The sequence below is a fragment of the Staphylococcus devriesei genome (genome assembly GCF_002902625.1).
GTDB classification, from domain to species: domain Bacteria; phylum Bacillota; class Bacilli; order Staphylococcales; family Staphylococcaceae; genus Staphylococcus; species Staphylococcus devriesei.
In genome coordinates this window covers 21,590-45,996 of record NZ_PPRG01000027.1, presented here as the reverse complement: position 1 = coordinate 45,996, position 24,407 = coordinate 21,590, and the positions used below count along the sequence as shown (strand labels likewise).

Here is a 24,407-nt window from a genome sequence, read left to right as displayed (position 1 = left end):
CCTTTTCTGTAATATAAATACAATATCAAAATTTATGATTTTTTTAAAACAATATCTAACATATTGATGAATTAAGTGTTAAAATATGCTAATGACTAAAATTTGAAAGGAGGCATCATCATGAAATTTGCGATTATAACAGATGTACATGGTAATTTTGATGCGTTACAAACCGTTTTAGAAGATATTGATAATAGAGAAGATATCGATAAAATTTATAACTTAGGGGACAATATCGGAATTGGTCATGAGACAAACAAAGTGTTAGATTTAATTTTTGATCGTGATGATATGGAAATTATTGCTGGAAATCATGATGAAGCAGTCATGTCAATCGTTAATGACACTCCTTACCCTCAAGATTTAAAAGATAAATTCTACGAGCATCATCAATGGATTGAAAGTCATATGGATGAAGACTATTATGACCAAATTAATCTTCTTCCAAGGTATATTGAAAAAACAATCTGTGGTAAAAAAATATTATTTATTCATTATGAAATTGAAAATGATAAATTAGATAGTGGAATTGAAAATCAACCGTTCAGTTCAATTGCTAGCAATAGTAAGGAAGCGATTATTGAATTATTTAAAGATAAAGAGGCAGATTTAATTGCTTTTGGACATAATCATCAACTCCATTTATACGATGACAATGAAACAATTTATTTTAATCCAGGTGCTGTAGGACTTAACAATGGTGCTAATGCAATATATGGCATAGTTACCATCACTGAAAATGGTTGCTCAGTAGAAAGGGTAAAACTCCCGTATGACAATGAGGAATACCTTCAAGGATTTGAAGAAAAGCAAGTACCAGCAAAACAATTTATCTTTGATAATTTCTTATAATATAAGTGTAGCCGATTGGAGCGTAGATACTCCAATCGGCTTTATTGTTATCACTTTAGTGATGATGATGATCGTCATGATGGTGATGAACGCCTGAACATAAAATAGATTCATCATGATTATGTTTAGGTGTTTCAAGTTGGATTGTCATATGTTGAATATTTAAATGGAGCAAATCATGTTCAATAGATTCTAAAATTTGTTCGCATTTATCAACAGTGAGTCCCGGACTAACGACCGCATGACAACTTAGAGCATTCATGTCATTAGAAATAGTCCAAACATGATAATCATGTACATTTTGAATTTCTTTATAATTCATAATCGCATTTATAATTCTGTCTAAATCGATGTCTGCTGGTGTACCTTCCATTAAAATATTTAAAGATGACATTGTAATGCCGTAAGCACTTTTCAAAATTAAAAGAGATACAAGTATGCTAGCAATTGGATCGGCTATTGTAAAATTGAAACCCCAAATTAATAAAGCTGCAATAATTGCGCCCATAGAACCTAATAAATCACCAAGTACGTGAATAAAAGCACCACGCATATTTAAATTATGAGAGGTGTCTCCCCCTCTAAACATTATAAATGCAACAATAATATTAACCACTAATCCGATAACGCTAATAATAAACATTTCAGTAGATTGTACTTCAGAAGGAACAAAGAATCGTTTAATCGCTTCAATAATAATAATGATACTGATAACAAATAATGTGACACCATTAAAGAGGGCGGCAAGTATCTCAAAACGTTTATACCCAAATGTTTTAGTTGTCGTCGCATTTCTTTCAGCATACATAAAAGCAATTAACGCGACACCAAGTGAAATGGTATCGCTAAACATATGAAGACCATCAGATAATAATGCTAAGCTGTTAGCAATGAAGCCCCCAATTATTTCAACAATCATAAATAAACCGATAATAGTAAAAGAAATTGCTAATGTTTTTTTGTTATTTATATGCACGTGATGATGTGCATGTGAATGGGAATGATTAGTCATATTAATGTTCACCTCTTAGATGTGTAGAATGAGAAATAGCTTGTTTAAATAAATTAGAAATGTATGTATCATCAATAGAATAAATCATAGATTGGCCCTGTCTTGATGACTTTACAATTTGTGCTTGCTTTAATATCTTAAGTTGATGAGATACATTCGACTGAGTTAAATTTAGAGAATGAGTAATATGACCCACACTTGCTTCGCCATATTGTAAAAATTCCACAATTCTTAATCTATTATAATCACTTAATGCTTTAAAAATTTCAGTTACATGTATTAATGTTTGATCTTCTATTTGTTCTGGAAAATGATGTGTCATAGTTAGCCCTTTCATTAATATATGAATATATTTTCATGTATTAATATATAATAACTTTCTCAGTATGTCAAAGAGATTAGTAGAGTTTAAGAGAATTTAAATGTGGTATTTAATCATTAGGATAAAAATGAGGAGGTCATTATATTATGAGTATATTAGTAATAGGTGCTAATGGCGGCGTAGGTTCTAAATTAGTTAATCAATTAAAAGCCGACAACGTTAATTTTACTGCAGGCGTGCGTAAAGAAGAGCAAGTAGAACAGTTAAAAAGCCAAGATATCAAAGCGACATTAATTGACGTTGAAACTGATGGAATTGAAGACTTAGCTAAAAAATTCAATGATTTCGATAAAGTTATCTTTTCAGTAGGTTCTGGCGGTAGTACTGGTGCTGACAAAACAATTATTGTTGATTTAGATGGAGCAGTAAAAGCAATTGAAGCAAGTAAAAAAGCTAATGTAAATCACTTTGTCATGGTATCAACTTATGATTCAAGACGTGAAGCATTTGATGCAAGTGGTGATTTAAAACCTTACACTATTGCAAAACATTATGCCGATAATCATTTAAGAGAATCAAATCTAACATATACTATTGTGCACCCAGGTATGCTACAAGATGAAGAAGGTACAGGAAAAATTGAAGCGGACCTTTATTTCGAAGGTAGAGGAGCAATTCCTAGAGAAGATGTTGCTAGTGTTTTAAAACAAATTGTCACTACAAAAGATAAATATCAGAACCAAGAATTCCAAGTTGTAGCTGGTGAATATACGGTTCAAGACGCACTATCACGATTTGAATAATTTAATAATTTATATGATATAAGCTAAGGCGGAACCAAGAAATCTAAGTACTCATATTAGATTTCTGTTCCGCTTTCTTGTTATTATAAAAATAGTTTCTATTAATACGATATAAAAATTGATAGAATAATGTTATGAGAAATTTTATTTGTAAATAATTCTTATATTTTTTTAGAGCTAAAATACAGATTGTCAGTATTTAAGTGATAAGTAAGAAAGTAACGTTATTTAATACATACTTAAGTTGAAGATTTTAAATAAACTTTAAAAATAGAGAATAAAGCTATAACCGGTTTCAGGGGGTGCAACTATGCCGTTATTTTTAAAGCCTATTTTTCATGAAAAAATTTGGGGCGGTAACAAATTAACTCGATTTAATTATGATATACCAAGCCAACATACTGGAGAATGTTGGGGGATATCAGTGCACCCTAATGGAAGAAATATTATTACTAATGGTAGCTATGCTGGCCAAACGCTTGATCAAGTGTGGCAAGATCATAGAGAATTGTTTGGTGATTTTCCAAGTAAAGACTTTCCTTTATTATGCAAAATAGTCGATGCCAATGAACCATTATCTATTCATGTTCATCCAGATGACTCTTATGCATATGAATATGAAAGTGGCCAATATGGTAAGTCAGAATGTTGGTATATTATTGATGCGCAAGAAGATGCTGAAATTATCATGGGAACGTCTATCGATAATAGAGAAGACTTACAACAGCAACTTGATCAAGACAATTTATTGCAATCATTAAGGACCATTAAAGTGAAGCCAGGCGAATTTTATTTTATACCTGCTGGAACGATTCATTCAATTGGTGCTGGCGTAATGGTTTATGAAACGATGCAGTCGTCAGATATATCCTATAGATTATATGATTATGAGCGTCAACGTAGTGACAATCCTTCACTCGATATCGATAAGGCGTTAGATGTCATTCAATTTACAGCGGATATACCTAATATAAGTCCTGAAAATGAGATTATCGAAAACCATAAATGTAGTCATATCGTATCAAATGACTTTTTTACTATGGTTAAGTGGGAAATAAATGGAACCTTAAATTATATGAAACCTAGAGAATTTTGTTTAGTCTCCGTTTTAGAAGGCGAAGGTCATATCATTACGGATGGCGAAATTTTCAAGATTGAAAAAGGATCGAATTTTATTCTAACATCTGAAGATTTAGATAGTGTGTTCGAAGGAGATTTCACCTTAATTATTAGCTACATTTAAGAGGAAGTTAAAAAATAAGTAGTGTAGTAACATGATAGTTTAGGAGTGTCACAAATGAAGCAATTTCTATATATATCTTTAGTTTGTGGTGTCATTGCTGGGGCGGGAATTTTCTTCAATATGCCACAATATCCGACACCCTTTATTCCACGATTAGTTTCAATTATTGGTATGATAAGTGTTATAATCACTTTTAAAGACAAAGACATAAGTGGGCTACTTAAACTTGGAGGTATTATGATAAATTTAATGCCTTTGTTAGGAAGTTTACTAGTCTCCCAACAATAATATTTAGAACAAGTGTTCATAATTAGCTTAGAACTAAAGTGAATTATAAAGACTTGTTCTATTTTTTTCTAAAAACTGAAATCAATAAAATTATTAAAAAATAAGAATAAAAGTGTCTAAAAAATATGATAGAATAAGTAGAAAAATAAAAGCTAATCTAGCATTGATATGTTAACATTTAAAGCATAACTTATTAAATTTTAGGTGGACAAAATCGATAACATTCTAAGATATTTCCTATGTTGAGATAACTATAAGAATAAATATATTCTTCACTAGTTTTGCTCAATTTTAAATCTGTTAGTCTAACCTCACTATACATATTCGAATTAGTCTTTAATTAAGAATTTAAAAGGAGATTTACTATGGTAGAAGAAGTGAATTACTTTTGGCTCAACTGTGGTTATACAAGATGGAACCACAACGAACCTTTAGTAGGACAAACAACATTATTTGAATCAGGAGCCCAATTTAATCCTACTCAAGGCTTTCGTGCTTTTAAAAAAGCTAAAACCGGCGATCAAGTTATATTTTATCAAGTCCAAACAGATACTGGATTACTAGGCCTCGGGGAAATTACTAGTGTACAAACTGGTGCACAAAATAAAATCAGAGTTGAATTTAAATTTAATGACTTATTAAAACCATTAACAACTGATTATCTAAAAAGGAGTGAAGTATTAGATTTTCGTATGAACAATATGCGTGAAACGTTAATTAATCAACTTACTCATGAAGAATTTGAGCTTATCGTTGCTCTAGGTAAAGGCGAGAAAAAACTTCCACGTTACTTCTTCTTATCTGAAAGTGAAGATTTTGAACCTAAGGAACATTATACTATTTACACTCATACCTATAATGGTATAAAGCGTAATGGCTATCATTTCTATAATCAATTAGAAGTGGGTGATAACCTTATTTTCTATAATAAAAATAATGAGCAATCTGTCGTAGGTATTGGAGAGGTATCACGTCATATACATGAAAAACCACCTGTTGCTGGGCGTACAAATAGTACTGCAATTGAAATTTACTACGATAAAGATATTACTCCCGTCACATTAGGTTCATTAAATAAACACCCCAAACTGAAAAATTTATATTTTTTACAAGAAAATGCAAAACAAGCAATTGCTAGTTTGAGTCAGACTCAATATGATGCAATTCTCGATATGAGTGAAAATGATGGCGTTAAATCTCCGTTTGAAACAATTAATAAATCAGAACTTGTCTCACAGGACAATGAGGAAACCATTAAACCTTTTATTTTATTAGTGGTAGATAAACGAGAAGAAGGACTAAAAGCAGCAAGTAATTTATTACAAAAAACTAATGCCAATCCAGTCATCACTACAGGACATCCTGATTTTACAGAAGACATGTTATATGGTAAATACCTACCAAATGAGGCTGGAGCGCTTTATTATCGTGAAGGATTCATTACACAATTAATGCCTAAAAATGATAAAAGTTATTTAGTTATCGATAACTTCAATAGAATCGATCCAGATGTTTTTCAAACCTATATTAATGTTTTAGAAGGATACGAAGTTACATTGCCAAGATATAATAAAGAAGGCAATATGGTTAAATGGTCACGCGAAAAAGATTCTTATTATCATTTTAATCCTAACTGGCATATTATAGGCGTAACATATGATTCTCTCGAAGATATTAAAGGAAAATATTCAGAACAATTTTTAAAATATACACGTATTGTAAAGGTAAAACATAATTAATGTATATATCAAGCACTATCAAAAGTCATAGTATTGTGACTTATGGTAGTGTTTTTGTGTTTAGAAGAATAGGTTAAAAGGAATATAACGTATATACAAGAAATATATAGGAAGGTGACACCGAATGCCAATTATCTATTATGACGGAAATTGTGTGTATTGTTATAACTGTTGTATTTGGTTAATTCAACATGGATTACCAAAAAGTTATGAAATTGCAACCTTAAAAGGTCAAACTGCGCAAAACTTCTTTGAGCAATATCCAGAGGCTAAAAATAAAAATAGCGTCATCTTACAAAAAGGGAATCATTTAGAATATAAATCAACTGCAATAGCTACATTGATTAATACCCTACCAAATTATAAATGGTTAGGTATGCTAATTAAAATTGTACCGCGTCCAATTAGAGACTTCTTTTATAATTTATTTGCTGATAACCGTAATAGAATGTGGAAAACGCATTGGCATCAACCTAATGAATATGAAAAATCTTTCTTCATTGATGATGACCGGCGTTAATTGATAAAATAACAAAGTAATTGATAACATATTTTACATTTATTGATAATAAAAAGTTATTATTGAAAAAATAGTTAATTGCGATATTCATGTAACGGTTTAGAACGGTAATAAGTAATTATTTAGATTATAGTTATTATAAATTAAAAACGTGCATTTCCGTTTACAGATTATAATAATTATAATATAATGAATAATATAAATAAGAGAAACAACCTATTTTAAGGAGCGAATAATATGACTCAACAAGATGTAGTAAAAGAATTAAATCAACAAGTTGCAAACTGGATAGTAGCATTTACCAAATTACACAATTTCCATTGGTATGTTAAAGGGCCTAATTTCTTCTCTTTACACGAAAAATTTGAAGAATTATATAATGAAGCAAGCCAATATATCGATGACTTAGCTGAACGTATTTTAGCAATGGGTGGTAACCCAGTTGGTACTTTAAAAGAAAGTTTAGAAATTTCTATCGTTGAAGAAGCAGGAAAAAATTATACTGCCGAACAAATGGTTGAAGAATTTTCAAAAGACTTAACAAATATTTCTAAACAATTAGAAACTGCTATTGAAGTAGCTGGTGAAGCAAAAGATGATGTATCTGAAGATATGTTCATTGGAATGCAAACATCAGTAGATAAACACAACTGGATGTTTAAATCATATTTAGTTTAATAATAGCTAGTTATATCTAGTGATATTAAAAGGTCGGACAAAATTTTGTCCGACCTTTTTGATATTTCTTTTTATTTAATGATATTTTTAATCAGCTATTTCTAAAGCAATTTCCATCATTTGAGTGAAAGAAGTTTGACGTTCTTCGGCAGATGTCGCTTCATCTCTTAAAATGTGATCACTTACTGTAAACACGCCTAGCGCTTTTTTACCTGCATTAAGCGCGTTTAGATATAAACCAGCTGATTCCATCTCGATACCTAAGATGCCCATTTTATGCCAACTATCATTGAAGGTTGCATCAGCATTGTAGAAAGTATCTGAAGATAATACATTACCAACGTGACTCACTGCCCCGATTTCATCAGCAACTTTTTTAGCTTTAGTGATTAACTCAAAGTCAGCAATAGGTGCAAAATGACCAGGAATATTAAATTGTTCGACATAATTAGAGTTAGTTGAAGCGGCTTGAGCAATAATTACATCATATAAATTAACATCTTTTTGTAATGCGCCACATGAACCCACACGGATAATCGTCTCTACATCAAAGAAATTATACAATTCATACGAATAGATTCCAATACTTGGGATACCCATTCCTGAACCCATTACTGAAATTTCTTTACCTTTATATGTCCCAGTGTAACCAAACATATTTCGAACTTCATTAAACTGTTCAACGTTTTCTAAAAAGTTTTCGGCGATATGCTTAGCACGTAATGGATCTCCAGGCATTAAAACTGTCTTTGCAATTTTTGTTCCATTAGGTTGAATATGAGGTGTGCCATTTGTCATAAAAATCTTCTCCTTAACATTCATATTTAAAATTAAGATAACATTTGTTTAACTTTTTTGCGAATTTTTGTACTATATAAGTGAAAGGACTATATTAAAATTAAATATAAAATAGTTTAAAGTTGAATTTTATTACATTTAAACAACATATTGGAGGACTCTATAATGAATTATGCAAAATTGATTGATCACACGTTATTAAAGCCTGAGTCTACACGCGAACAAATTACTAAAATTGTTGATGAGGCTAAGGAATATGGTTTTAAGTCGGTTTGTGTTAATCCGACACATGTAATGTACGTTGCTAAAGAATTAAAAGATTCAGATGTTTTAGTATGTACAGTTATTGGATTTCCATTAGGGGCAACTACTACGGAAGTTAAAATATTTGAAACTGAAGATGCTATTAAGAATGGTGCTTCTGAAATAGATATGGTAATCAATGTAGGTGCGCTTAAGGATGGAAGATATGAAGACGTTCAAAAAGATATCGAAGGCGTGGTAGGCGCTGCTAATGGTAAAACTGTAAAAGTAATTATCGAAACAGTTTTACTTACTGATGAAGAAAAAGTTAAAGCTTGTGAACTTGCAAAAGCGGCAGGCGCTGACTTCGTGAAAACATCTACTGGATTTGCTGGTGGGGGAGCTACGCCAGAAGATGTGAAATTAATGAAAGACACAGTGGGAAATGAACTAGAAGTTAAAGCATCTGGAGGAGTCCGTAATCTTGAAGATTTTAGTAAAATGATTGAAGCAGGGGCTACACGTATTGGTGCTAGCGCTGGCGTACAAATTATTCAAGGGTTAGAATCTAACTCCGACTATTAACCTTATCACAGCAGTTGAAATAACTTTTAAATCGAGAGGGGTTCAGAGTTATGAGAATGGTAGATGTTATTGAAAAGAAACGCGACGGTAAAGCACTCACGCAAGAGGAAATAGAATTTTTCATTAATGGTTATACAAAGGGAGATATTCCAGATTATCAAGCTTCTAGTTTAGCAATGGCAATATATTTCCAAGATATGAATGAAGAAGAACGTGCTAATCTGACTATGGCTATGGTAAATTCAGGCGATGTCATTGATTTATCACTTATTAATGGAATCAAAGTAGATAAACATTCAACTGGCGGTGTAGGTGATACGACAACGCTTGTGTTAGCTCCGTTAGTTGCAGCGGTTGGCGTTCCAGTTGCGAAAATGAGTGGCCGAGGTCTAGGTCATACAGGTGGTACGATTGATAAACTTGAATCTATTAAAGGTTTTCACGTTGAAATTTCTGAAGATGAGTTTGTCAAACTAGTTAATGAAAATCAAGTTGCTGTGATAGGTCAATCTGGAAATTTAACACCGGCAGATAAAAAGTTATACGCTTTAAGAGATGTCACTGGAACAGTAAATTCAATTCCATTAATCGCTTCATCTATTATGAGTAAAAAAATTGCTGCTGGTGCAGACGCAATTGTTTTAGATGTTAAAACAGGTAATGGCGCCTTTATGAAAACATTGGAAGATGCTGAAAATCTAGCACACGCTATGGTAAGTATCGGCAACAATGTTGGTAGAAACACAATGGCGATTATTTCAGATATGAGCCAACCACTTGGTCGTGCTATAGGCAATGCATTAGAATTAAAAGAAGCTATTGATACACTTAAAGGTGAAGGGCCAGAAGATTTAACTGAATTGGTCTTAACACTTGGTTCACAAATGGTTGTACTTGCTAAACAAGCTAAAACATTAGATGAAGCACGCCAATTATTATTAAATGCAATAAAAGACGGCTCAGCTTTAGCTAAATTTAAAGTCTTCTTAGAACAACAAGGTGGCGATGCAACAGTAGTAGACGATCCTGATAAATTACCAACTGCTCAATATAAAATTGAGTATAAAGCAAAATCAAATGGTGTCGTATCTGAATTAATTGCCAATGAAATTGGCGTTGCCTCAATGATGTTAGGTGCTGGAAGACAAACAAAAGAAGATGAGATTGATTTAAGTGTAGGTATTGTGTTGCATAAAAAAGTTGGTGACACGGTTCAGATTGGAGAGCCCTTACTAACTATTCATAGTAATCGTCAAAATGTGGATGATGTTATCGATAAACTTGACCAAAGTATTACTATACAAGAACACAGTGAAGCACCGACGTTAATTCATAAAATTATTACAGAGTAGGAGCGGGTAAATATGACTACACCATTTAAAAGAGTGCATTTAATTGTTATGGACTCAGTAGGTATTGGTGAAGGCCCAGACGCAGCAGCTTTTAATGATGAGGGTTCACATACTTTAAAACACACATTAGAAGGCTTTAAACAAGACTTGCCTAATTTAGAACGTTTAGGATTGGGCAATATTGAAGAATTACCAGTAGTTAAGAAAGTTGACCAACCTGGGGCATTCTATACTAAATTAAGTGAAGCTTCAGTAGGGAAAGATACAATGACTGGGCATTGGGAAATTATGGGTTTAAATATCATGCAACCATTTAAGGTTTATCCAAACGGTTTCCCAGACGAATTAATTCAAGAAATTGAAGAGATAACTGGTCGTAAAGTAGTTGCAAATAAACCAGCCTCAGGAACAGCAATTATTGATGAACTAGGTGAACATCAAATGAAGACTGGCGATTTAATTGTATACACTAGTGCTGATCCAGTTCTACAAATTGCGGCACATGAAGAAATCATTCCGCTAGAAGAGCTTTATGATATTTGCGAAAAAGTCCGCGAATTAACGAAAGATCCTAAATATTTAATCGGACGTGTCATTGCTCGACCATATGTTGGTGAACCTGGAAATTTCACGCGTACATCTAATAGACACGATTATGCTTTAAAACCATTCGGTAAAACTGTTATGAATACGTTAAAAGATAATGATTATGACGTCATTGCTATTGGTAAAATTAATGATATTTATGATGGTGAAGGTGTCACTGAAGCAATTCGTACAAAAAGTAATATGGACGGCATGGATCAACTTATTAATGTGGTTAAAAAGGACTTTAGCGGCATCAGCTTCTTAAATTTAGTAGATTTTGACGCATTATATGGTCATCGACGTGATAAAGAAGGCTATGCTCAAGCTATTAAAGATTTTGACGAACGTTTACCAGAATTAATCGATAACCTTCAAGAAGATGATTTAGTAATCATTACTGCAGATCATGGTAACGATCCAATTGCAGATGGTACCGATCATACAAGAGAGTACATCCCTGTCCTAATGTTCAGTCCGAAAATTAAAGATTATCATGAACTATCAGGAGATACTACTTTTAGCTCAATTGGAGCTACAATAGCTGATAATTTCAACGTGGAATTACCAGAATTTGGTAAAAGTTATCTAAAAGAAATGGGAGTTGAGCATAAGTGAAATTAATGAGATATATACTTGGTTTAGGTTTTGGTACAGCAGGTGTGCTTCATTTTACTAATGAGCGTCAATTTAGAAATATTGTGCCAGATTATTTACCATTACAAAAAACAGCTGTCCTAGTTACAGGTGTATTTGAAATATTCTTTGGAGCGATGTTGCTCGTTAAACGTCCTGCTAGTTGGTTGAAAAAAGGAATGAATCTATTCCTACTCGCAGTGTTCCCAGCTAACATTTATATGGCGCGTAAAGAATTACCGTTAGGTGATAAACAAGTTCCCAAGTGGGCATTGTACTTAAGATTACCTATGCAATTTGTATTAATGGGTCTAATTAAAAAATTATAATCTTGTAGGTTTAACGTAGACTTAAACGAATCACATAAAATATAGAATGTAAAAAACTCGAAGACGATTTCATTGTTACAGTGAGAAATCGTCTTCGAGTTTTTTATGGATTACCTCCAATTTACTTGCATATAGCGTGTTAAACAGTGAGATTATTTATTATCACCAAAGATATCATTCCATTGGTTACGCTTATTTAAGAATTCTTGTGCAATTTCTTTTGCACCTTCTAGAGAATGGCTAGCTGCCCATCCACATTGAACTTCATTACAAGCTGGTACTTCAGTAGCTTGTAAAACATCGTTTAATGTTTTTTCAATAATATCTAATACTTCATCATAATTATCATGATTGATAAATGAAACATAGAAACCTGTCTGACAACCCATAGGACTTAAATCAACTACTTTATCAGTATGATTTCTAATATTTTCAGCCATTAAATGTTCAAGTGAATGTAACCCTGGCATTTCCATATGTTCTTTATTTGGTTGTTTAAAGCGAATATCGTATTTTTTAATAACATCGCCATTTAAACCTTCCATTGTGCCCGCTAATCGTACAAATGGTGCCACTACTTTAGTATGATCTAAATTAAAACTTTCAACGTTCATTTTTGTCATAAGACATCCTCCTTAGATAGCTCCTAACTCTATGCTAAATCAATAAATTGATTGTAACAAGAGTTTTATTTATTTACAATTTTTCACAATTTAAAATATCGAGTTAAAAGAGGATAAACCGGGTAGATAAATTATTGTTAGAAAATTTTGTAAATAAGACGAAATTTAATGACAACCTCTTTTAAATCCGATAAAATAGGTAATAATTAATTTTGGATAATTTGACGAATGGCTAAGACAACCTAATTTTTGAAAGTAAGATTAGTTAATGAGTGTAAAAGGGAGTTATGATTTATGAGCAATACACAAGGGATTTTAGATTATATTGAAAATAAAAAGTATGATTATGTTGAAATTAGTCATCGTATACATGAACGCCCCGAGTTAGGGAACGAAGAAATTTTTGCATCAAGAACTTTAATAGATAAATTAAAAGAGAATGACTTTAATATTGAAAGTGATATAGCTGGTCATGCGACAGGATTTATAGCAACGTATAATTCAGAAAAAGAAGGGCCTACTATCGGCTATTTAGCTGAATACGATGCATTACCAGGTTTAGGACATGCTTGCGGTCACAATATTATTGGAACAGCTAGTGTTATGGCTGGCATCGCGTTAAAGCAAGTCGTTGATAATGTTGGAGGCAAGATCGTAGTTCTTGGATGCCCAGCTGAAGAAGGTGGGGAAAATGGTAGTGCGAAAGCTTCCTATGTTAAAGCAGGTGTCATCGATGATATAGACGTAGCTTTAATGATACATCCAGGTAATGAAACATATCCTACTATTAACACGTTGGCCGTAGATGTCTTAGATATTAAATTTTATGGTAAGAGCGCTCATGCGTCTGAAAATGCTGACGAAGCATTAAACGCATTAGATGCTATGATTTCTTATTTCAATGGCGTAGCTCAACTCAGACAGCATATTAAAAAAGACCAAAGAGTCCACGGGGTTATCTTAGACGGTGGTAAAGCAGCAAATATTATTCCAGATTTTACACATGCTAGATTTTATACGCGTGCAACATCGCGTAAAGAATTAGATGTTTTAACGGAAAAAGTAAACCAAATTGCTAGAGGTGCAGCAATTCAAACAGGGTGTGACTATGAATTTGGACCAATTCAAAATGGGGTTAATGAATTTATAAAAACACCTAAACTTGATGAACTTTTTGAAAAATATGCAAAAAGTGTCGGCGAAGAAGTGAGTCATGATGATTTTGGTTTTGGCTCTACAGATACGGGTAACGTCAGTCATATAGTACCTACTATCCACCCACATGTGAAGATTGGTTCTAGAAACTTAGTTGGTCATACACACCGTTTTAGAGAAGCAGCTGCTAGTGTACACGGTGACCAAGCTTTAATTCGCGGCGCTAAAATCATTGCTTTAATGGGATTGGAATTAATTGAAAATAAGGGATTGTTTGATGAGATCGTTCAACAACATTCTCATATAAAGGGGCAAACAAAATAATGACAGAAAACTCAAAAAAATCAACGTTAACCTTAAGTGATTTATATGATGAGACAATAGTTTATAATTCAAGACCTTCATACGTCTCTAATCCTTGGCTGAAACCAGAAGAACACCAGTCGAACTTTTTAACGGGCCGTGAAATGATTATCTCAAATAAAATGCCTATGATTGTGCATGAAGCAAGTATTACTGATAGATTGCAACAATTATTTGAAATTGTAGGAAAATCAATTCCAAGCCATATATATAAATTTCATGATCGAGAAACATATGAAGAAGCCTTTAATCAAATTGTTAATAAAGAGAAGAAAAAAATATATTTTCAATATATTCATAGTGAAGATATAATAACTGATGACTGTTACGCTGTAGATAAAGAGGTATTTGTTGCTTTAAATAATAAAGCGCGTATCCCGGAATGGACAAATCATAAATACTTACCAGAACGGGAAATAGTTTCAATTAATGATTTTAAGGCACGTGTTAAAGATTGGTCATTTCCATTTGTCATTAAGCCAGGAGATGACTTACCTACCGCAGGCGGCTACGGCGTGATGATTTGCTATAATGAAGAAGATTTAGAAAATGCTACACAGCGAATATTCGAAGCTAGTGATGCAACGGATAACTTGATTATTGAACAAAAAATTGAAGCGGTTAAAAATTTTTGCGTGCAATACGCATATTCTGAAGAGATTGGAATTAAATATTTAGGTACGGCTCATCAAATTACGGATGAATATGGATTTTACGCTGGAAATGAAAACGTTCATGATGTTCCACAACACGTAATAGATGCTGGCAGAGAAATCATGGAAAATGGTGTTAAATTAGGATTCTTTGGTGTTGCAGGTTTTGATTTATTATTAGATGAACACGGTGAAGTGTTTGCAATTGATTTAAACTTTAGGCAAAATGGTTCAACTAGTATGTTGCTACTACAAGATGAACTAAATCCAAATTATCAAAAGTTTTATAGTTACTTTTCAAAAGGAGATAATGAGAAATTCTTTAATACCATTCTTAAATATGTAAAACAGGGAGTACTCTATCCGCTTTCTTATTATGATGGAGATTGGTATGGCAAGAATGAAGTTAACTCTCGTTTTGGGTGTATATGGCATGCTAATTCGAAAGAAGAAGTTGAACAGTTAGAGAAAGCGTTTATTTCGGAATTTAAAAATAACTAGTATTAAAGAAGAACATAATTGTTAGTGCTTTGCTATCCTGTATAATTCATTTGACGACAAATAGTTATTAATTTAGTATTTTAAGTGATAAAAATACAGGAATAGAGGGTTGAACATGTCTTATAGAAATACTGACTACTTTAGAGATATATTAATCAATGAGGTCATTTATGTAGCGAGTAAGAATAAAAAGTTAGTACGTCTTCAAGCGAAAGATAATACGTATATAGCCGTTTGGACTCAAAAAGAACAGGCAGAAAGTTATTTGAATAATTCAGAGATTTCATATGATCGAATAATTGAAATCGATATTGACACTTTTGTAACCTATGAATTAGACGATATATTTGATGAGAATGATCAAATTATTATTAATTCAACTTCTGAAGAAAATGGAGCACTTGTTAATGTAGTAGGCATGAGTGACCAATTAATGTCTGAACTTGATAAGATTCGAACTAAGGAATTTGTAAAAGATGTAGCTAAAGAGGACCAAGTATTTGGTTTAACACGTCATGGAGAGAAACATTTCATCTTAATTAGTGATGATAAACATCAAAAACCTCATATTATGCCAGTTTGGAGTTTGAAAAGTCGTGCTCGTAAAGTACGTGATCAAGACTTCGAAGAATGTGAATTAATTGAAATTGAAGGTGGTGTGTTTAGTGACTGGCTCGATAAATTACGTGATAATGATCAAGCAGTAGCCATTGATTTAAAACCTGGAGTTGTAGGGACAGTGATTTCAGCTCAAAGACTTTCTGATGAACTTACTTTTTAAGAGTATATTATTAAAATAAACTGGGACACTTCATATGAAGTGCCCCAGTTTATTTTAGTTTGTAATAGAATATGAAATAGATGCTACTTAACTTTAGTTACTTAACCTTAGTTACACGTGATAAGTTAGTTTGAATTTAACTTAAATAAATAGCACCTAACGCACCAGAAAATGCGCCATTTTCAATATAGAATGGTTTAAATCCTCTTAATACTGTATAATCTTCAATCACTTCACGTAGTAACGGGTTATTGTTGAAAGATGAGCCAATATATACAACGTTCTCAGTGTTATTTTCACGGGCGACGGTGATAGCCATAGTTGTAATAACTTCTCCGACCACACCAACTACAGAGGCTAATTTATTGGCTGCTGTAAACTCAACATCTAAATGATGGAGTACATTTCCGAAGTTAGCTGCAGTTAGTTCACCAGGGATAGGTGGTTCAGTATCTTTATAAATATGTTTTACTTTTAAATCAATGGCATCTCTATCGCCAGATTGTGCTAAGTTTGTTAAGTCTTCGTAATTTGATATTTGAGTAAGAAGGAAACCAAGTCCTTGGATCATGCCCCCACCAGTGCCAATTCCTCCGACACGACGTTGTTGCTTACCGTCAAAGAAATGTAAAGAAGTACCGGTCCCTACATTAGCAAAGATATAATCAGTGATATCATGTCCTTGCTCTTTAAGTAATATACTTAAACCTTTCGATGAGGCATCAAACTCTACAAATGTGTTAGTGGTTGTGTTAAGATTTTCAGCAATAACGCCTGCGTTGCCTCCTGTTAAGCTGATTGATTCAAAAGAGCTTTCATTTAACCATTTAATAACTTTATGTATATCAGTAGTTAATTCAGTATGGTACGTACGTTCATTTTTAGATTCTTGCACAATTTTTATTAAAGTGCCTCCCGCGTCAATACCGACTTTCATTCTTATTCACCTCTAGATTTTATATGTCATATTTATAGTAAAGGAAATTGATTGAATTACAATAGATTAATTTTAAAAAGCAGAATTTTTTTCATACAAGATTTATTATGAGTGAATTATAATTTGATAAGTGTAAAAAAACAATTATAATATTACTAAATAACTTTAAAAGTATAGGGGATAACTTTTATGACTGTAAATCAACAATATGATAATATTACTATTCAAGAATTTGAAGAACGGTATAGACAAGATGTTTTAGATTTCAAATTAAGTGAGCGACAACAAGTATATTCATCATTACCTAAGTCAGTTTTAGAGGAAGCGCTTAATGATGAAAATAGAATTGCTAATATTGCAATTAATGAAGAAGGGGACGTAGTAGGTTTCTTTGTACTACATCAATATTATCAACATGAAGGGTATGATACACCCGAAAATGTCGTCTATGTAAGATCGCTATCTATTAATGAGAAGTTTCAAGGAAATGGCTATGGAACTACTATGATGATGCATTTACCGCAATATGTGCAAGAAGTCTTTCCGGAAATCAATCATTTATATTTAGTAGTAGATGCTGAAAATAAAGGTGCTTGGAATGTATATGAACGTGCGGGTTTTATGCACGCAGCTACAAAAGAAGAAGGACCAATAGGTAAAGAACGTTTATATTATTTAGATTTAGATTTGAAACATGTATCTTCATTGCGATTAGTAAGGAATACGCATTCTAGCATTGCGTTTTACAATATTGTTGATTTATTAAAAGACAACAACAAAGTAGGATTTATTGCACTTGAACAACATGGTAACAATGTTAATATAGCAGCAATTGAAGTTTATAAAGAACAACGAAAAGAAGGCATTGCTGAAAGCGCGTTAAGACAATTAGCTACATATGTACGCAAACATTTTAAACAAGTAAATACATTAAGCATCACATTATTTGGTGAAAATAATGAGCTTAAATCATTATGTAGTAACAGTGGATTTGTAGAAATAGATCAATCAGATGATTTAATAATTTTTGAAAAATATCTAAATTACTAATGTAATAGCAATTGCGAAATCATCTATTGTCCTTTATAATTTATCTTTGTTATTATTAATTAATGAAAATTAGCGATGTATTAAGAAAATCCTTTGAAAGGAAGTATAAATATAATGAAGATCCAAGATTATACTAAAGAAATGGTCGATGAGAAATCATTTATCGACATGGCTTATACTTTATTAAATGATAAAGGCACTACAATGAATTTATACGATATTATCGATGAATTTAGAAACCTTGGTCATTATGAATACGAAGAAATTGAAAACCGTGTGGTTCAATTCTACACAGATTTAAATACTGATGGACGCTTTTTAAACGTTGGAGAGAATCAATGGGGATTACGTGATTGGTATTCAGTTGATGATATTGAAGAAAAAATCGCACCAACGATTCAAAAATTTGATATCCTTGATGACGAAGACGAAGAAGATAAAAATCTTAAATTATTAGGCGAAGATGAGATGGATGATGATACCGATATTCCTGCTCAAACAGATGATCAAGAAACGTTAGATGATAGTGAAGATGAGCAAGTAGAAGATGAAATTGCTGAATCTGACCTTGTCATTCAAGAAGATGACGAAGATCTTGATGATGAAGAAGATGAACTAGATGACGATGAAGAAGATAAAGATTTTAATAACTAAAATCTAGTTTTGATTGACTTTTATTAAAAAGATGATAGAATTTTATTCGGGCTCCTTTAAATAGGACACGTGTATAAATTCTATACGCTCCCCTTACAGTTATGTGAGAGGGAGCGATTTTTTTATTTAATAAATTTTAAATGTAAATAATTGTTGAGCAAGGAAGCATCCCTTTATAAACTAGGAGGTCAAGAAATGACAAAATTTATTTTTGTAACAGGTGGAGTAGTGTCTTCATTAGGTAAAGGTATTACTGCCGCTTCTTTAGGAAGATTATTAAAAGATAGAGGTCTTAAAGTAACAATTCAAAAATTCGACCCGTATTTAAACGTGGATCCAGGTACAATGAGTCCGTATCAACACGGGGAAGTGTTTGTTACAGACGATGGCGCTGAAACTGATTTAGACTTAGGACATTATGAACGTTTTATTGATATTAATTTAAATAAATATTCTAATGTTACAGCTGGTAAAGTGTACTCACATGTTTTAAAAAAAGAACGTCGTGGCGATTATTTAGGGGGAACAGTCCAAGTTATCCCACACATTACTAATGAAATTAAAGAGCGTTTATTATTAGCTGGTGAAAGTACAAATGCCGATGTTGTTATCACTGAAATTGGTGGCACAACTGGAGATATTGAATCTTTACCATTTATAGAAGCTATTCGTCAAATTAGAAGTGACCTTGGTCGTGAAAATGTGATGTATGTACATTGTACATTATTACCATACATAAAAGCGGCTGGTGAAATGAAGACTAAACCAACACAACACAGTGTTAAAGAATTACGTGGCTTAGGTATTCAACCAGATTTAATTGTCGTACGTACAGAATATGAAATGACTCAAGATTTAAAAGATAAAATTGCGTTATTCTGTGATATTAAAAAAGAATGTGTTATTGAGTGTAGAGATGCATCTTCTTTATATGAAATTCCATTACAATTAAGCGCTCAAGATATGGATGATATTGTGATTAGACGTTTAGATTTAGATGCTAAATATGATACACAATTAGATGAATGGCAATATTTATTAGACACAGTGAATTCATTAGATGGCACGATTACTATCGGTTTAGTAGGTAAATACGTCAGCTTACAAGATGCGTATTTATCAGTAGTTGAATCATTGAAACACGCTGGTTATCCATTGAAAAAAGACGTAGTGGTTAAATGGATTGATTCAAGTGAAGTTACTGATGAAAATGTAGCTGATCACTTAAGCGACGTTGATGGTATTTTAGTCCCAGGTGGCTTTGGCTTTAGAGCAAGTGAAGGTAAAATTTCAGCGATAAAATATGCCCGCGAAAATAATGTGCCTTACTTCGGTATCTGTTTAGGTATGCAATTAGCAACAGTTGAATTTGCACGTAATGTATTAGGTTTAGAAGGTGCGCATTCAGCAGAGTTAGATTCAAATACACCATATCCGATTATAGACTTACTTCCTGAACAGAAAGATATCGAAGATTTAGGTGGTACGTTACGTCTTGGATTATATCCTTGTGCTATTAAAGAGGGTACGTTAGCACACCGTATCTACGGTGAAACAAGTATCGAAGAAAGACATCGTCATCGTTATGAATTTAACAATGAATTCAGAGAACAATTAGAAGAAAATGGCATGGTCTTCTCAGGTACAAGCCCAGATGGTCGATTGATTGAAATGGTAGAAATTCCTGAAAATGATTTCTATCTAGCTTGTCAATTCCATCCAGAGTTCTTATCAAGACCTAACAGAGCACAACCTATTTTTAAAGCTTTTGTTGAAGCAGCATACAAACATCAAAATAAATAAAATATAAGAGGTTGGAACAAAGCGGTTATGATTTATGTATAAACTGCTAATGTTCCAACCTCTATTTTATTATGTTATAAATCTAAATCACGAGTCATTTCTATCATTTGTGTGTATATCTCATAATAAATATAATTAAATGCCATTGTATGAGGTTGCACAATTTTATCATAGTCTTCCGTATAAACAATCGGACGTGGCGTTGATAAATTAACGAAATGCATAAATTGCTCAGGAAAATCATCTACTTTAGGATGATTACATATTAATACAAAATCTATGTCTTTAGCGATTAACGCCTTGACATCTTGAGCAACTTCTTCTGTATAAAATGGTGAAAAAAGAAAAACACGATCAGTTGAATCTATCTCACTAAAAGTTTGAAGTGATGATAATTTTTTACTAGATTTGAGTTTTTCTTCACTCTCTAAAATAAATGATTCAAAGAATTTTAAATCACCATAACCTTTGACATAGACGTAACCTTCGCCACCAATTGCTTGCATTAGACATTGGCCGGCCATTTGTATATCAAGTGCTTGATTTTCTAATCGGTTAAATACACCGATAAGTTGAGTATGTAATATTTTAGACATGATTATCCTCCATTTCATAAGTATTGTAATGAAACATAACGTGTAATGCAATGTCCTATTATTACCTAATTACTTAATTAAGTGGCTTAATATGCTCTACCTAATTTAAGTTTTAAATTTTAAATGAGTATAAACATGCAATTAAAAAAATTTTCTGATATAATGATTTAAAAATCGTGCACTTGCACACAAGGAGGAACTTTCATGCCATTAGTTTCAATGAAAGAAATGTTAATCGACGCGAAAGAGAATGGTTATGCGGTTGGTCAATATAATTTAAATAACTTAGAATTTACACAAGCTATTTTAGAAGCTTCTCAAGAAGAGAATGCTCCAGTTATCTTAGGTGTATCTGAAGGTGCTGCACGTTATATGAGCGGCTTCTATACAGTAGTTAAAATGGTTGAAGGTTTAATGCATGACTTAAACATTACTGTACCAGTAGCTATTCATTTAGATCATGGTTCAAGCTTTGACAAATGTAAAGAAGCTATCGATGCTGGTTTCACATCAGTAATGATTGATGCTTCACACAGTCCATTTGAAGAAAATATTGAAATTACTTCAAAAGTAGTTGAATATGCACACCAACATGGTGTATCTGTAGAAGCTGAATTAGGAACAGTAGGCGGACAAGAAGATGATGTAGTTGGTGGTATTATTTATGCTGATCCAAAAGAATGCCAAGAATTAGTTGAAAGAACTGGTATTGATACATTAGCACCTGCTTTAGGTTCAGTTCATGGTCCTTACAAAGGTGAACCTAAATTAGGATTTAAAGAAATGGAAGAAATCGGTGCATCAACTGGCTTACCATTAGTATTACACGGGGGAACTGGTATCCCAACTAAAGATATCCAAAAAGCTATTCCTTATGGTACAGCTAAAATCAATGTAAATACTGAAAACCAAATTGCTTCTGCTAAAGCTGTAAGAGACGTTTTAAATAACGATCAAGACGTATATGATCCACGTAAATATTTAGGTCCTGCTCGTGAAGCAATTAAAGAAACAGTTAAAGGTAAAATCAGAGAATTTGGTACTTCAAACCGCGCTAAATAGTATAATTAGATAAATTGTTTAGTAACAGCCTAGGACTCAAATAGATGTCTTAGGCTGTTTTTGTTGTGGTAAATACTCAAATGAAATCTTTATAGTATAGAATAACTTCGAAAGAAAGGTGCGAGATTTTAAATATAAATTATGATTTAATTTATATTTTTTAGCAATCCAAGAACTCTTGATTAATTATTTTCTAAAAATGTTTTATAATATTTATATATCTTACTTTATTAGTATTCAATAGAATTTTTACGTTAAATTGAAAAACTAAATGCATCTACGTGTCGACATGATTAACGTTTTACAAATAAAGATTTTTTATCTTATAATGCTAATAATATATAATTTTAAAAATGAGAAACAAAGGAGAAAAGACTTATGACTCAAGAGGTAATAAAAATCCGAGGTGGTCAGACGCTTGAAGGAGAAGTCACAATTAGTGGTGCTAAAAATAGTGCTGTAGCGATTATTCCAGCAACGCTACTAGCCCAAGGTCAAGTGAAGTTAGATGGCTTACCACAAATTTCTGATGTAGAGACACTAATCAGTTTGTTAGAGGATTTAAATATAAAAGTGAGTTTAGATGGCAAACAGTTAGAAGTCGATACTACTGAAATTCAAAATGCACCGCTACCTAATAATAAAGTAGAGTCCTTACGTGCATCTTACTATATGATGGGGGCAATGTTAGGACGCTTTAAAAAATGTGTGATTGGCTTGCCAGGCGGTTGCCCATTAGGACCTCGTCCAATTGATCAACACATTAAAGGTTTTAAAGCTTTAGGTGCTGAAATTGATGAGTCAAGCGAGACATCTATGAAAATCGAGGCTAAAGAATTACATGGCGCTAATATTTTTCTTGATATGGTAAGTGTAGGGGCTACAATCAACATTATGCTTGCTGCTGTCCACGCTAAGGGTCAAACAATCATTGAAAATGCAGCAAAAGAGCCAGAAGTTGTAGATGTTGCTAACTTTTTAAATAGTATAGGTGCGGAAATTAAAGGTGCAGGTACAAGTTCATTAAAAATTAGTGGAGTAGAAGAATTACATGGCACTGAATATAGTGTCATACCTGATCGTATTGAAGCTGGAACATATATGTGTATCGCTGCTGCGGTGGGTAAAGAGATATCGATTAATAATATCGTGCCAAAACATGTCGAAGCTTTAACAATGAAATTAAAAGAATTAGGTGCCGATATAGAAGTTGATAGCGATGCTGAAAAAGTAACTATTAAACGTCAGTCAACATATAAAAATGTTGATATTAAAACGTTAGTTTATCCTGGATTTGCCACGGATTTACAACAACCAATTACGCCGTTATTATTTATGACAGACGGCCCATCGTTTGTAACAGAAACAATTTATCCTGCACGTTTCAGACACGTAGAAGAATTGAAAAAAATGGGCGCAAACATTGAAGCGGACATGACTTTAGGAACAGCTACAATTAAACCTTCCAAATTAAATGGTGCAGAAGTTTATGCAAGTGATTTACGTGCGGGGGCGTGTTTAATTACAGCTGGTTTATTAGCTGAAGGCATTACAACAGTATACAATGTAAAACATATCTATAGAGGATATACAGATATCGTTAAAAATTTAAAAACATTAGGCGCAGATATTTGGACTGAACAAATATAAAGATATCTGATATAATAATTATATTAGATACTAAATGAGGTTGGCGAATAATAGTTAAACGTGTGTAACTATACTCTAACCTCTGTAGTACCTACCATGTTTAAGATGTTTTGAATAGAGGTGAAGACAATGGAAATCTGTCCATATCTTGAAGAAACCTTTAAAATTGTTGGTAGAAGTTGGAACGGTTTAATCATTAATTATCTATCTCGATGCACTGATTATACTGCGCACTTTTCCGATATGAAAAGGGATTTAAAGACGATTACTCCACGTGCATTAAGCATAAAACTAACTGATCTAGGTGAATGGGGATTAGTAGAGAAGAAAGTAGTTTCAACTAGTCCAGTATCCATTATTTATGAATTAACCGATAAAGGAAAGGCATTAGCGGAAGCTTTAGCGCCTATGGAAGAATGGGCTAGAAAATACGTTACTCTCGAAGAAGAAGTAAAGTCTAAATAATAGATTATTAAGGCTGAGACATTTTGATTAAGTGTCTCAGCCTTTAGTATTGTCAGTAGTTATATAAAATGAAGTTGCATTCGACTTTCTCTTTCTTTATTTTAATCGTTGCTTCCTAAGTTTTTAAAC

The 24,407-nt window shown here is 32.6% G+C and carries 26 protein-coding genes; 20 read left to right on the top strand and 6 right to left on the bottom strand.

The features are described from left to right. Window positions 1–120: 120 nt before the first annotated feature. On the top strand, window positions 121–852 hold the full coding sequence (locus CD147_RS04495; protein WP_103166251.1) for a metallophosphoesterase family protein: 732 nt from the start codon (window positions 121–123) through the stop codon (window positions 850–852). A gap of 55 nt (window positions 853–907) precedes the next feature. Here the strand turns inward: CD147_RS04495 and czrB are convergent, their stop codons facing one another. Beyond that, on the bottom strand, window positions 908–1,864 hold the full coding sequence (gene czrB, locus CD147_RS04490; RefSeq protein ID WP_103166250.1) for a CDF family zinc efflux transporter CzrB: 957 nt from the start codon (window positions 1,862–1,864) through the stop codon (window positions 908–910). A gap of 1 nt (window position 1,865) precedes the next feature. After that, on the bottom strand, window positions 1,866–2,186 hold the full coding sequence (locus CD147_RS04485; protein WP_103166249.1) for an ArsR/SmtB family transcription factor: 321 nt from the start codon (window positions 2,184–2,186) through the stop codon (window positions 1,866–1,868). 146 nt (window positions 2,187–2,332) lie between these two features. Here CD147_RS04485 and CD147_RS04480 point away from each other — a divergent pair, with 146 nt between their 5' ends. The 6 genes from CD147_RS04480 to CD147_RS04455 all read left to right on the top strand — a co-directional run bounded on the left by CD147_RS04480 (window position 2,333) and on the right by CD147_RS04455 (window position 7,457). Then, the gene (locus tag CD147_RS04480; RefSeq protein ID WP_103166248.1) at window positions 2,333–2,989 is read left to right on the top strand and encodes an SDR family oxidoreductase; all 657 of its coding nucleotides are present in this window, start codon (window positions 2,333–2,335) and stop codon (window positions 2,987–2,989) included. 310 nt (window positions 2,990–3,299) lie between these two features. After that, entirely contained in the window at window positions 3,300–4,232 is a 933-nt protein-coding gene (locus CD147_RS04475; RefSeq protein WP_103166247.1) for a type I phosphomannose isomerase catalytic subunit, read from the top strand. Window positions 4,233–4,286: 54 nt separating this feature from the next. After that, the gene (locus CD147_RS04470; RefSeq protein ID WP_103166246.1) at window positions 4,287–4,520 is read left to right on the top strand and encodes a hypothetical protein; all 234 of its coding nucleotides are present in this window, start codon (window positions 4,287–4,289) and stop codon (window positions 4,518–4,520) included. A 365-nt stretch (window positions 4,521–4,885) separates the two neighbouring features. Then, window positions 4,886–6,259 (top strand): EVE domain-containing protein, encoded by a 1,374-nt coding sequence (locus CD147_RS04465; protein ID WP_103166245.1) that lies wholly within the window; start codon window positions 4,886–4,888, stop codon window positions 6,257–6,259. A 124-nt stretch (window positions 6,260–6,383) separates the two neighbouring features. Continuing rightward, window positions 6,384–6,779, top strand: a complete 396-nt coding sequence (locus CD147_RS04460) for a thiol-disulfide oxidoreductase DCC family protein (RefSeq protein WP_103166244.1) — start codon at window positions 6,384–6,386, stop codon at window positions 6,777–6,779. A gap of 237 nt (window positions 6,780–7,016) precedes the next feature. Further along, entirely contained in the window at window positions 7,017–7,457 is a 441-nt protein-coding gene (locus CD147_RS04455; protein WP_103166243.1) for a Dps family protein, read from the top strand. Between the two features lie 87 nt (window positions 7,458–7,544). Here the strand turns inward: CD147_RS04455 and deoD are convergent, their stop codons facing one another. Then, complete coding sequence (gene deoD / locus CD147_RS04450; RefSeq protein ID WP_103166242.1) at window positions 7,545–8,255, bottom strand: purine-nucleoside phosphorylase; 711 nt, start codon at window positions 8,253–8,255, stop codon at window positions 7,545–7,547. 165 nt (window positions 8,256–8,420) lie between these two features. Here deoD and deoC point away from each other — a divergent pair, with 165 nt between their 5' ends. Genes deoC through CD147_RS04430 form a run of 4 tightly spaced genes read left to right on the top strand, consistent with a single transcriptional unit; the run spans window position 8,421 to window position 11,985 of the window. Then, window positions 8,421–9,083, top strand: coding sequence for a deoxyribose-phosphate aldolase (deoC, locus tag CD147_RS04445; RefSeq protein ID WP_103166241.1), 663 nt, complete (start codon window positions 8,421–8,423; stop codon window positions 9,081–9,083). A gap of 50 nt (window positions 9,084–9,133) precedes the next feature. Then, window positions 9,134–10,435, top strand: a complete 1,302-nt coding sequence (locus tag CD147_RS04440) for a pyrimidine-nucleoside phosphorylase (protein ID WP_103166240.1) — start codon at window positions 9,134–9,136, stop codon at window positions 10,433–10,435. A gap of 12 nt (window positions 10,436–10,447) precedes the next feature. Then, complete coding sequence (gene deoB / locus CD147_RS04435) at window positions 10,448–11,638, top strand: phosphopentomutase (protein ID WP_103166239.1); 1,191 nt, start codon at window positions 10,448–10,450, stop codon at window positions 11,636–11,638. 5 nt (window positions 11,639–11,643) lie between these two features. Continuing rightward, on the top strand, window positions 11,644–11,985 hold the full coding sequence (locus CD147_RS04430) for a DoxX family protein (protein ID WP_267919645.1): 342 nt from the start codon (window positions 11,644–11,646) through the stop codon (window positions 11,983–11,985). A gap of 152 nt (window positions 11,986–12,137) precedes the next feature. Here CD147_RS04430 and CD147_RS04425 read toward each other — a convergent pair whose 3' ends face one another. Beyond that, window positions 12,138–12,608 carry an S-ribosylhomocysteine lyase gene (locus CD147_RS04425; RefSeq protein ID WP_103166237.1) on the bottom strand — a complete coding sequence of 157 codons (471 nt, stop codon included), beginning with the start codon at window positions 12,606–12,608 and terminating at the stop codon, window positions 12,138–12,140. A gap of 294 nt (window positions 12,609–12,902) precedes the next feature. Here CD147_RS04425 and CD147_RS04420 point away from each other — a divergent pair, with 294 nt between their 5' ends. From CD147_RS04420 to CD147_RS04410, 3 genes are all read left to right on the top strand, one after another. Beyond that, window positions 12,903–14,087, top strand: a complete 1,185-nt coding sequence (locus CD147_RS04420; RefSeq protein WP_103166236.1) for a M20 family metallopeptidase — start codon at window positions 12,903–12,905, stop codon at window positions 14,085–14,087. After that, complete coding sequence (ldmS, locus tag CD147_RS04415) at window positions 14,087–15,280, top strand: L-aspartate--L-methionine ligase LdmS (RefSeq protein ID WP_103166235.1); 1,194 nt, start codon at window positions 14,087–14,089, stop codon at window positions 15,278–15,280. Before CD147_RS04420 ends, ldmS begins: the two co-directional genes overlap by 1 nt. 115 nt (window positions 15,281–15,395) lie before the next feature. Further along, the gene (locus tag CD147_RS04410; protein ID WP_103166234.1) at window positions 15,396–16,061 is read left to right on the top strand and encodes a DUF2750 domain-containing protein; all 666 of its coding nucleotides are present in this window, start codon (window positions 15,396–15,398) and stop codon (window positions 16,059–16,061) included. A 136-nt stretch (window positions 16,062–16,197) separates the two neighbouring features. Here CD147_RS04410 and coaW read toward each other — a convergent pair whose 3' ends face one another. After that, complete coding sequence (gene coaW / locus CD147_RS04405; RefSeq protein WP_103166233.1) at window positions 16,198–16,998, bottom strand: type II pantothenate kinase; 801 nt, start codon at window positions 16,996–16,998, stop codon at window positions 16,198–16,200. A 189-nt stretch (window positions 16,999–17,187) separates the two neighbouring features. Here coaW and CD147_RS04400 point away from each other — a divergent pair, with 189 nt between their 5' ends. The 3 genes from CD147_RS04400 to CD147_RS04390 all read left to right on the top strand — a co-directional run bounded on the left by CD147_RS04400 (window position 17,188) and on the right by CD147_RS04390 (window position 20,505). Next, on the top strand, window positions 17,188–18,048 hold the full coding sequence (locus CD147_RS04400; RefSeq protein WP_103166232.1) for a GNAT family N-acetyltransferase: 861 nt from the start codon (window positions 17,188–17,190) through the stop codon (window positions 18,046–18,048). A 114-nt stretch (window positions 18,049–18,162) separates the two neighbouring features. Next, window positions 18,163–18,702, top strand: coding sequence for a DNA-directed RNA polymerase subunit delta (rpoE, locus tag CD147_RS04395; RefSeq protein WP_103166231.1), 540 nt, complete (start codon window positions 18,163–18,165; stop codon window positions 18,700–18,702). 195 nt (window positions 18,703–18,897) lie between these two features. Then, entirely contained in the window at window positions 18,898–20,505 is a 1,608-nt protein-coding gene (locus CD147_RS04390) for a CTP synthase (protein WP_103166230.1), read from the top strand. A gap of 74 nt (window positions 20,506–20,579) precedes the next feature. Here the strand turns inward: CD147_RS04390 and CD147_RS04385 are convergent, their stop codons facing one another. Next, on the bottom strand, window positions 20,580–21,101 hold the full coding sequence (locus tag CD147_RS04385; protein ID WP_103166229.1) for a DUF2529 family protein: 522 nt from the start codon (window positions 21,099–21,101) through the stop codon (window positions 20,580–20,582). A gap of 204 nt (window positions 21,102–21,305) precedes the next feature. Here CD147_RS04385 and fdaB point away from each other — a divergent pair, with 204 nt between their 5' ends. The 3 genes from fdaB (at window position 21,306) to CD147_RS04370 (ending at window position 24,278) form a co-directional block, all read left to right on the top strand. Next, on the top strand, window positions 21,306–22,163 hold the full coding sequence (gene fdaB, locus CD147_RS04380; protein ID WP_103166228.1) for a class IIb fructose-bisphosphate aldolase FdaB: 858 nt from the start codon (window positions 21,306–21,308) through the stop codon (window positions 22,161–22,163). 378 nt (window positions 22,164–22,541) lie between these two features. Further along, the gene (locus CD147_RS04375) at window positions 22,542–23,813 is read left to right on the top strand and encodes a UDP-N-acetylglucosamine 1-carboxyvinyltransferase (RefSeq protein ID WP_103166227.1); all 1,272 of its coding nucleotides are present in this window, start codon (window positions 22,542–22,544) and stop codon (window positions 23,811–23,813) included. Window positions 23,814–23,942: 129 nt separating this feature from the next. Next, a complete protein-coding gene (locus tag CD147_RS04370) occupies window positions 23,943–24,278 on the top strand; it encodes a winged helix-turn-helix transcriptional regulator (protein ID WP_103166226.1) in 336 nt (111 codons plus the stop codon). Window positions 24,279–24,407: the final 129 nt, after the last annotated feature.

Bases quoted from the DNA above. Each gene is read 5' to 3' on its own strand.
- deoC (WP_103166241.1), top strand. From the start codon at position 8,421: ATGAATTATGCAAAATTGATTGATCACACGTTATTAAAGCCTGAGTCT.
- CD147_RS04470 (WP_103166246.1), top strand. From the start codon at position 4,287: ATGAAGCAATTTCTATATATATCTTTAGTTTGTGGTGTCATTGCTGGG.
- CD147_RS04390 (WP_103166230.1), top strand. From the start codon at position 18,898: ATGACAAAATTTATTTTTGTAACAGGTGGAGTAGTGTCTTCATTAGGT.
- CD147_RS04400 (WP_103166232.1), top strand. From the start codon at position 17,188: ATGACTGTAAATCAACAATATGATAATATTACTATTCAAGAATTTGAA.
- CD147_RS04420 (WP_103166236.1), top strand. From the start codon at position 12,903: ATGAGCAATACACAAGGGATTTTAGATTATATTGAAAATAAAAAGTAT.
- CD147_RS04475 (WP_103166247.1), top strand. From the start codon at position 3,300: ATGCCGTTATTTTTAAAGCCTATTTTTCATGAAAAAATTTGGGGCGGT.
- CD147_RS04465 (WP_103166245.1), top strand. From the start codon at position 4,886: ATGGTAGAAGAAGTGAATTACTTTTGGCTCAACTGTGGTTATACAAGA.
- CD147_RS04460 (WP_103166244.1), top strand. From the start codon at position 6,384: ATGCCAATTATCTATTATGACGGAAATTGTGTGTATTGTTATAACTGT.
- CD147_RS04410 (WP_103166234.1), top strand. From the start codon at position 15,396: ATGTCTTATAGAAATACTGACTACTTTAGAGATATATTAATCAATGAG.
- fdaB (WP_103166228.1), top strand. From the start codon at position 21,306: ATGCCATTAGTTTCAATGAAAGAAATGTTAATCGACGCGAAAGAGAAT.
- CD147_RS04480 (WP_103166248.1), top strand. From the start codon at position 2,333: ATGAGTATATTAGTAATAGGTGCTAATGGCGGCGTAGGTTCTAAATTA.
- ldmS (WP_103166235.1), top strand. From the start codon at position 14,087: ATGACAGAAAACTCAAAAAAATCAACGTTAACCTTAAGTGATTTATAT.
- CD147_RS04385 (WP_103166229.1), bottom strand. From the start codon at position 21,101: ATGTCTAAAATATTACATACTCAACTTATCGGTGTATTTAACCGATTA.
- CD147_RS04430 (WP_267919645.1), top strand. From the start codon at position 11,644: ATGAGATATATACTTGGTTTAGGTTTTGGTACAGCAGGTGTGCTTCAT.
- CD147_RS04370 (WP_103166226.1), top strand. From the start codon at position 23,943: ATGGAAATCTGTCCATATCTTGAAGAAACCTTTAAAATTGTTGGTAGA.
- coaW (WP_103166233.1), bottom strand. From the start codon at position 16,998: ATGAAAGTCGGTATTGACGCGGGAGGCACTTTAATAAAAATTGTGCAA.
- deoD (WP_103166242.1), bottom strand. From the start codon at position 8,255: ATGACAAATGGCACACCTCATATTCAACCTAATGGAACAAAAATTGCA.
- rpoE (WP_103166231.1), top strand. From the start codon at position 18,163: ATGAAGATCCAAGATTATACTAAAGAAATGGTCGATGAGAAATCATTT.
- CD147_RS04440 (WP_103166240.1), top strand. From the start codon at position 9,134: ATGAGAATGGTAGATGTTATTGAAAAGAAACGCGACGGTAAAGCACTC.
- CD147_RS04455 (WP_103166243.1), top strand. From the start codon at position 7,017: ATGACTCAACAAGATGTAGTAAAAGAATTAAATCAACAAGTTGCAAAC.
- CD147_RS04425 (WP_103166237.1), bottom strand. From the start codon at position 12,608: ATGACAAAAATGAACGTTGAAAGTTTTAATTTAGATCATACTAAAGTA.
- czrB (WP_103166250.1), bottom strand. From the start codon at position 1,864: ATGACTAATCATTCCCATTCACATGCACATCATCACGTGCATATAAAT.
- CD147_RS04485 (WP_103166249.1), bottom strand. From the start codon at position 2,186: ATGACACATCATTTTCCAGAACAAATAGAAGATCAAACATTAATACAT.
- CD147_RS04495 (WP_103166251.1), top strand. From the start codon at position 121: ATGAAATTTGCGATTATAACAGATGTACATGGTAATTTTGATGCGTTA.
- CD147_RS04375 (WP_103166227.1), top strand. From the start codon at position 22,542: ATGACTCAAGAGGTAATAAAAATCCGAGGTGGTCAGACGCTTGAAGGA.
- deoB (WP_103166239.1), top strand. From the start codon at position 10,448: ATGACTACACCATTTAAAAGAGTGCATTTAATTGTTATGGACTCAGTA.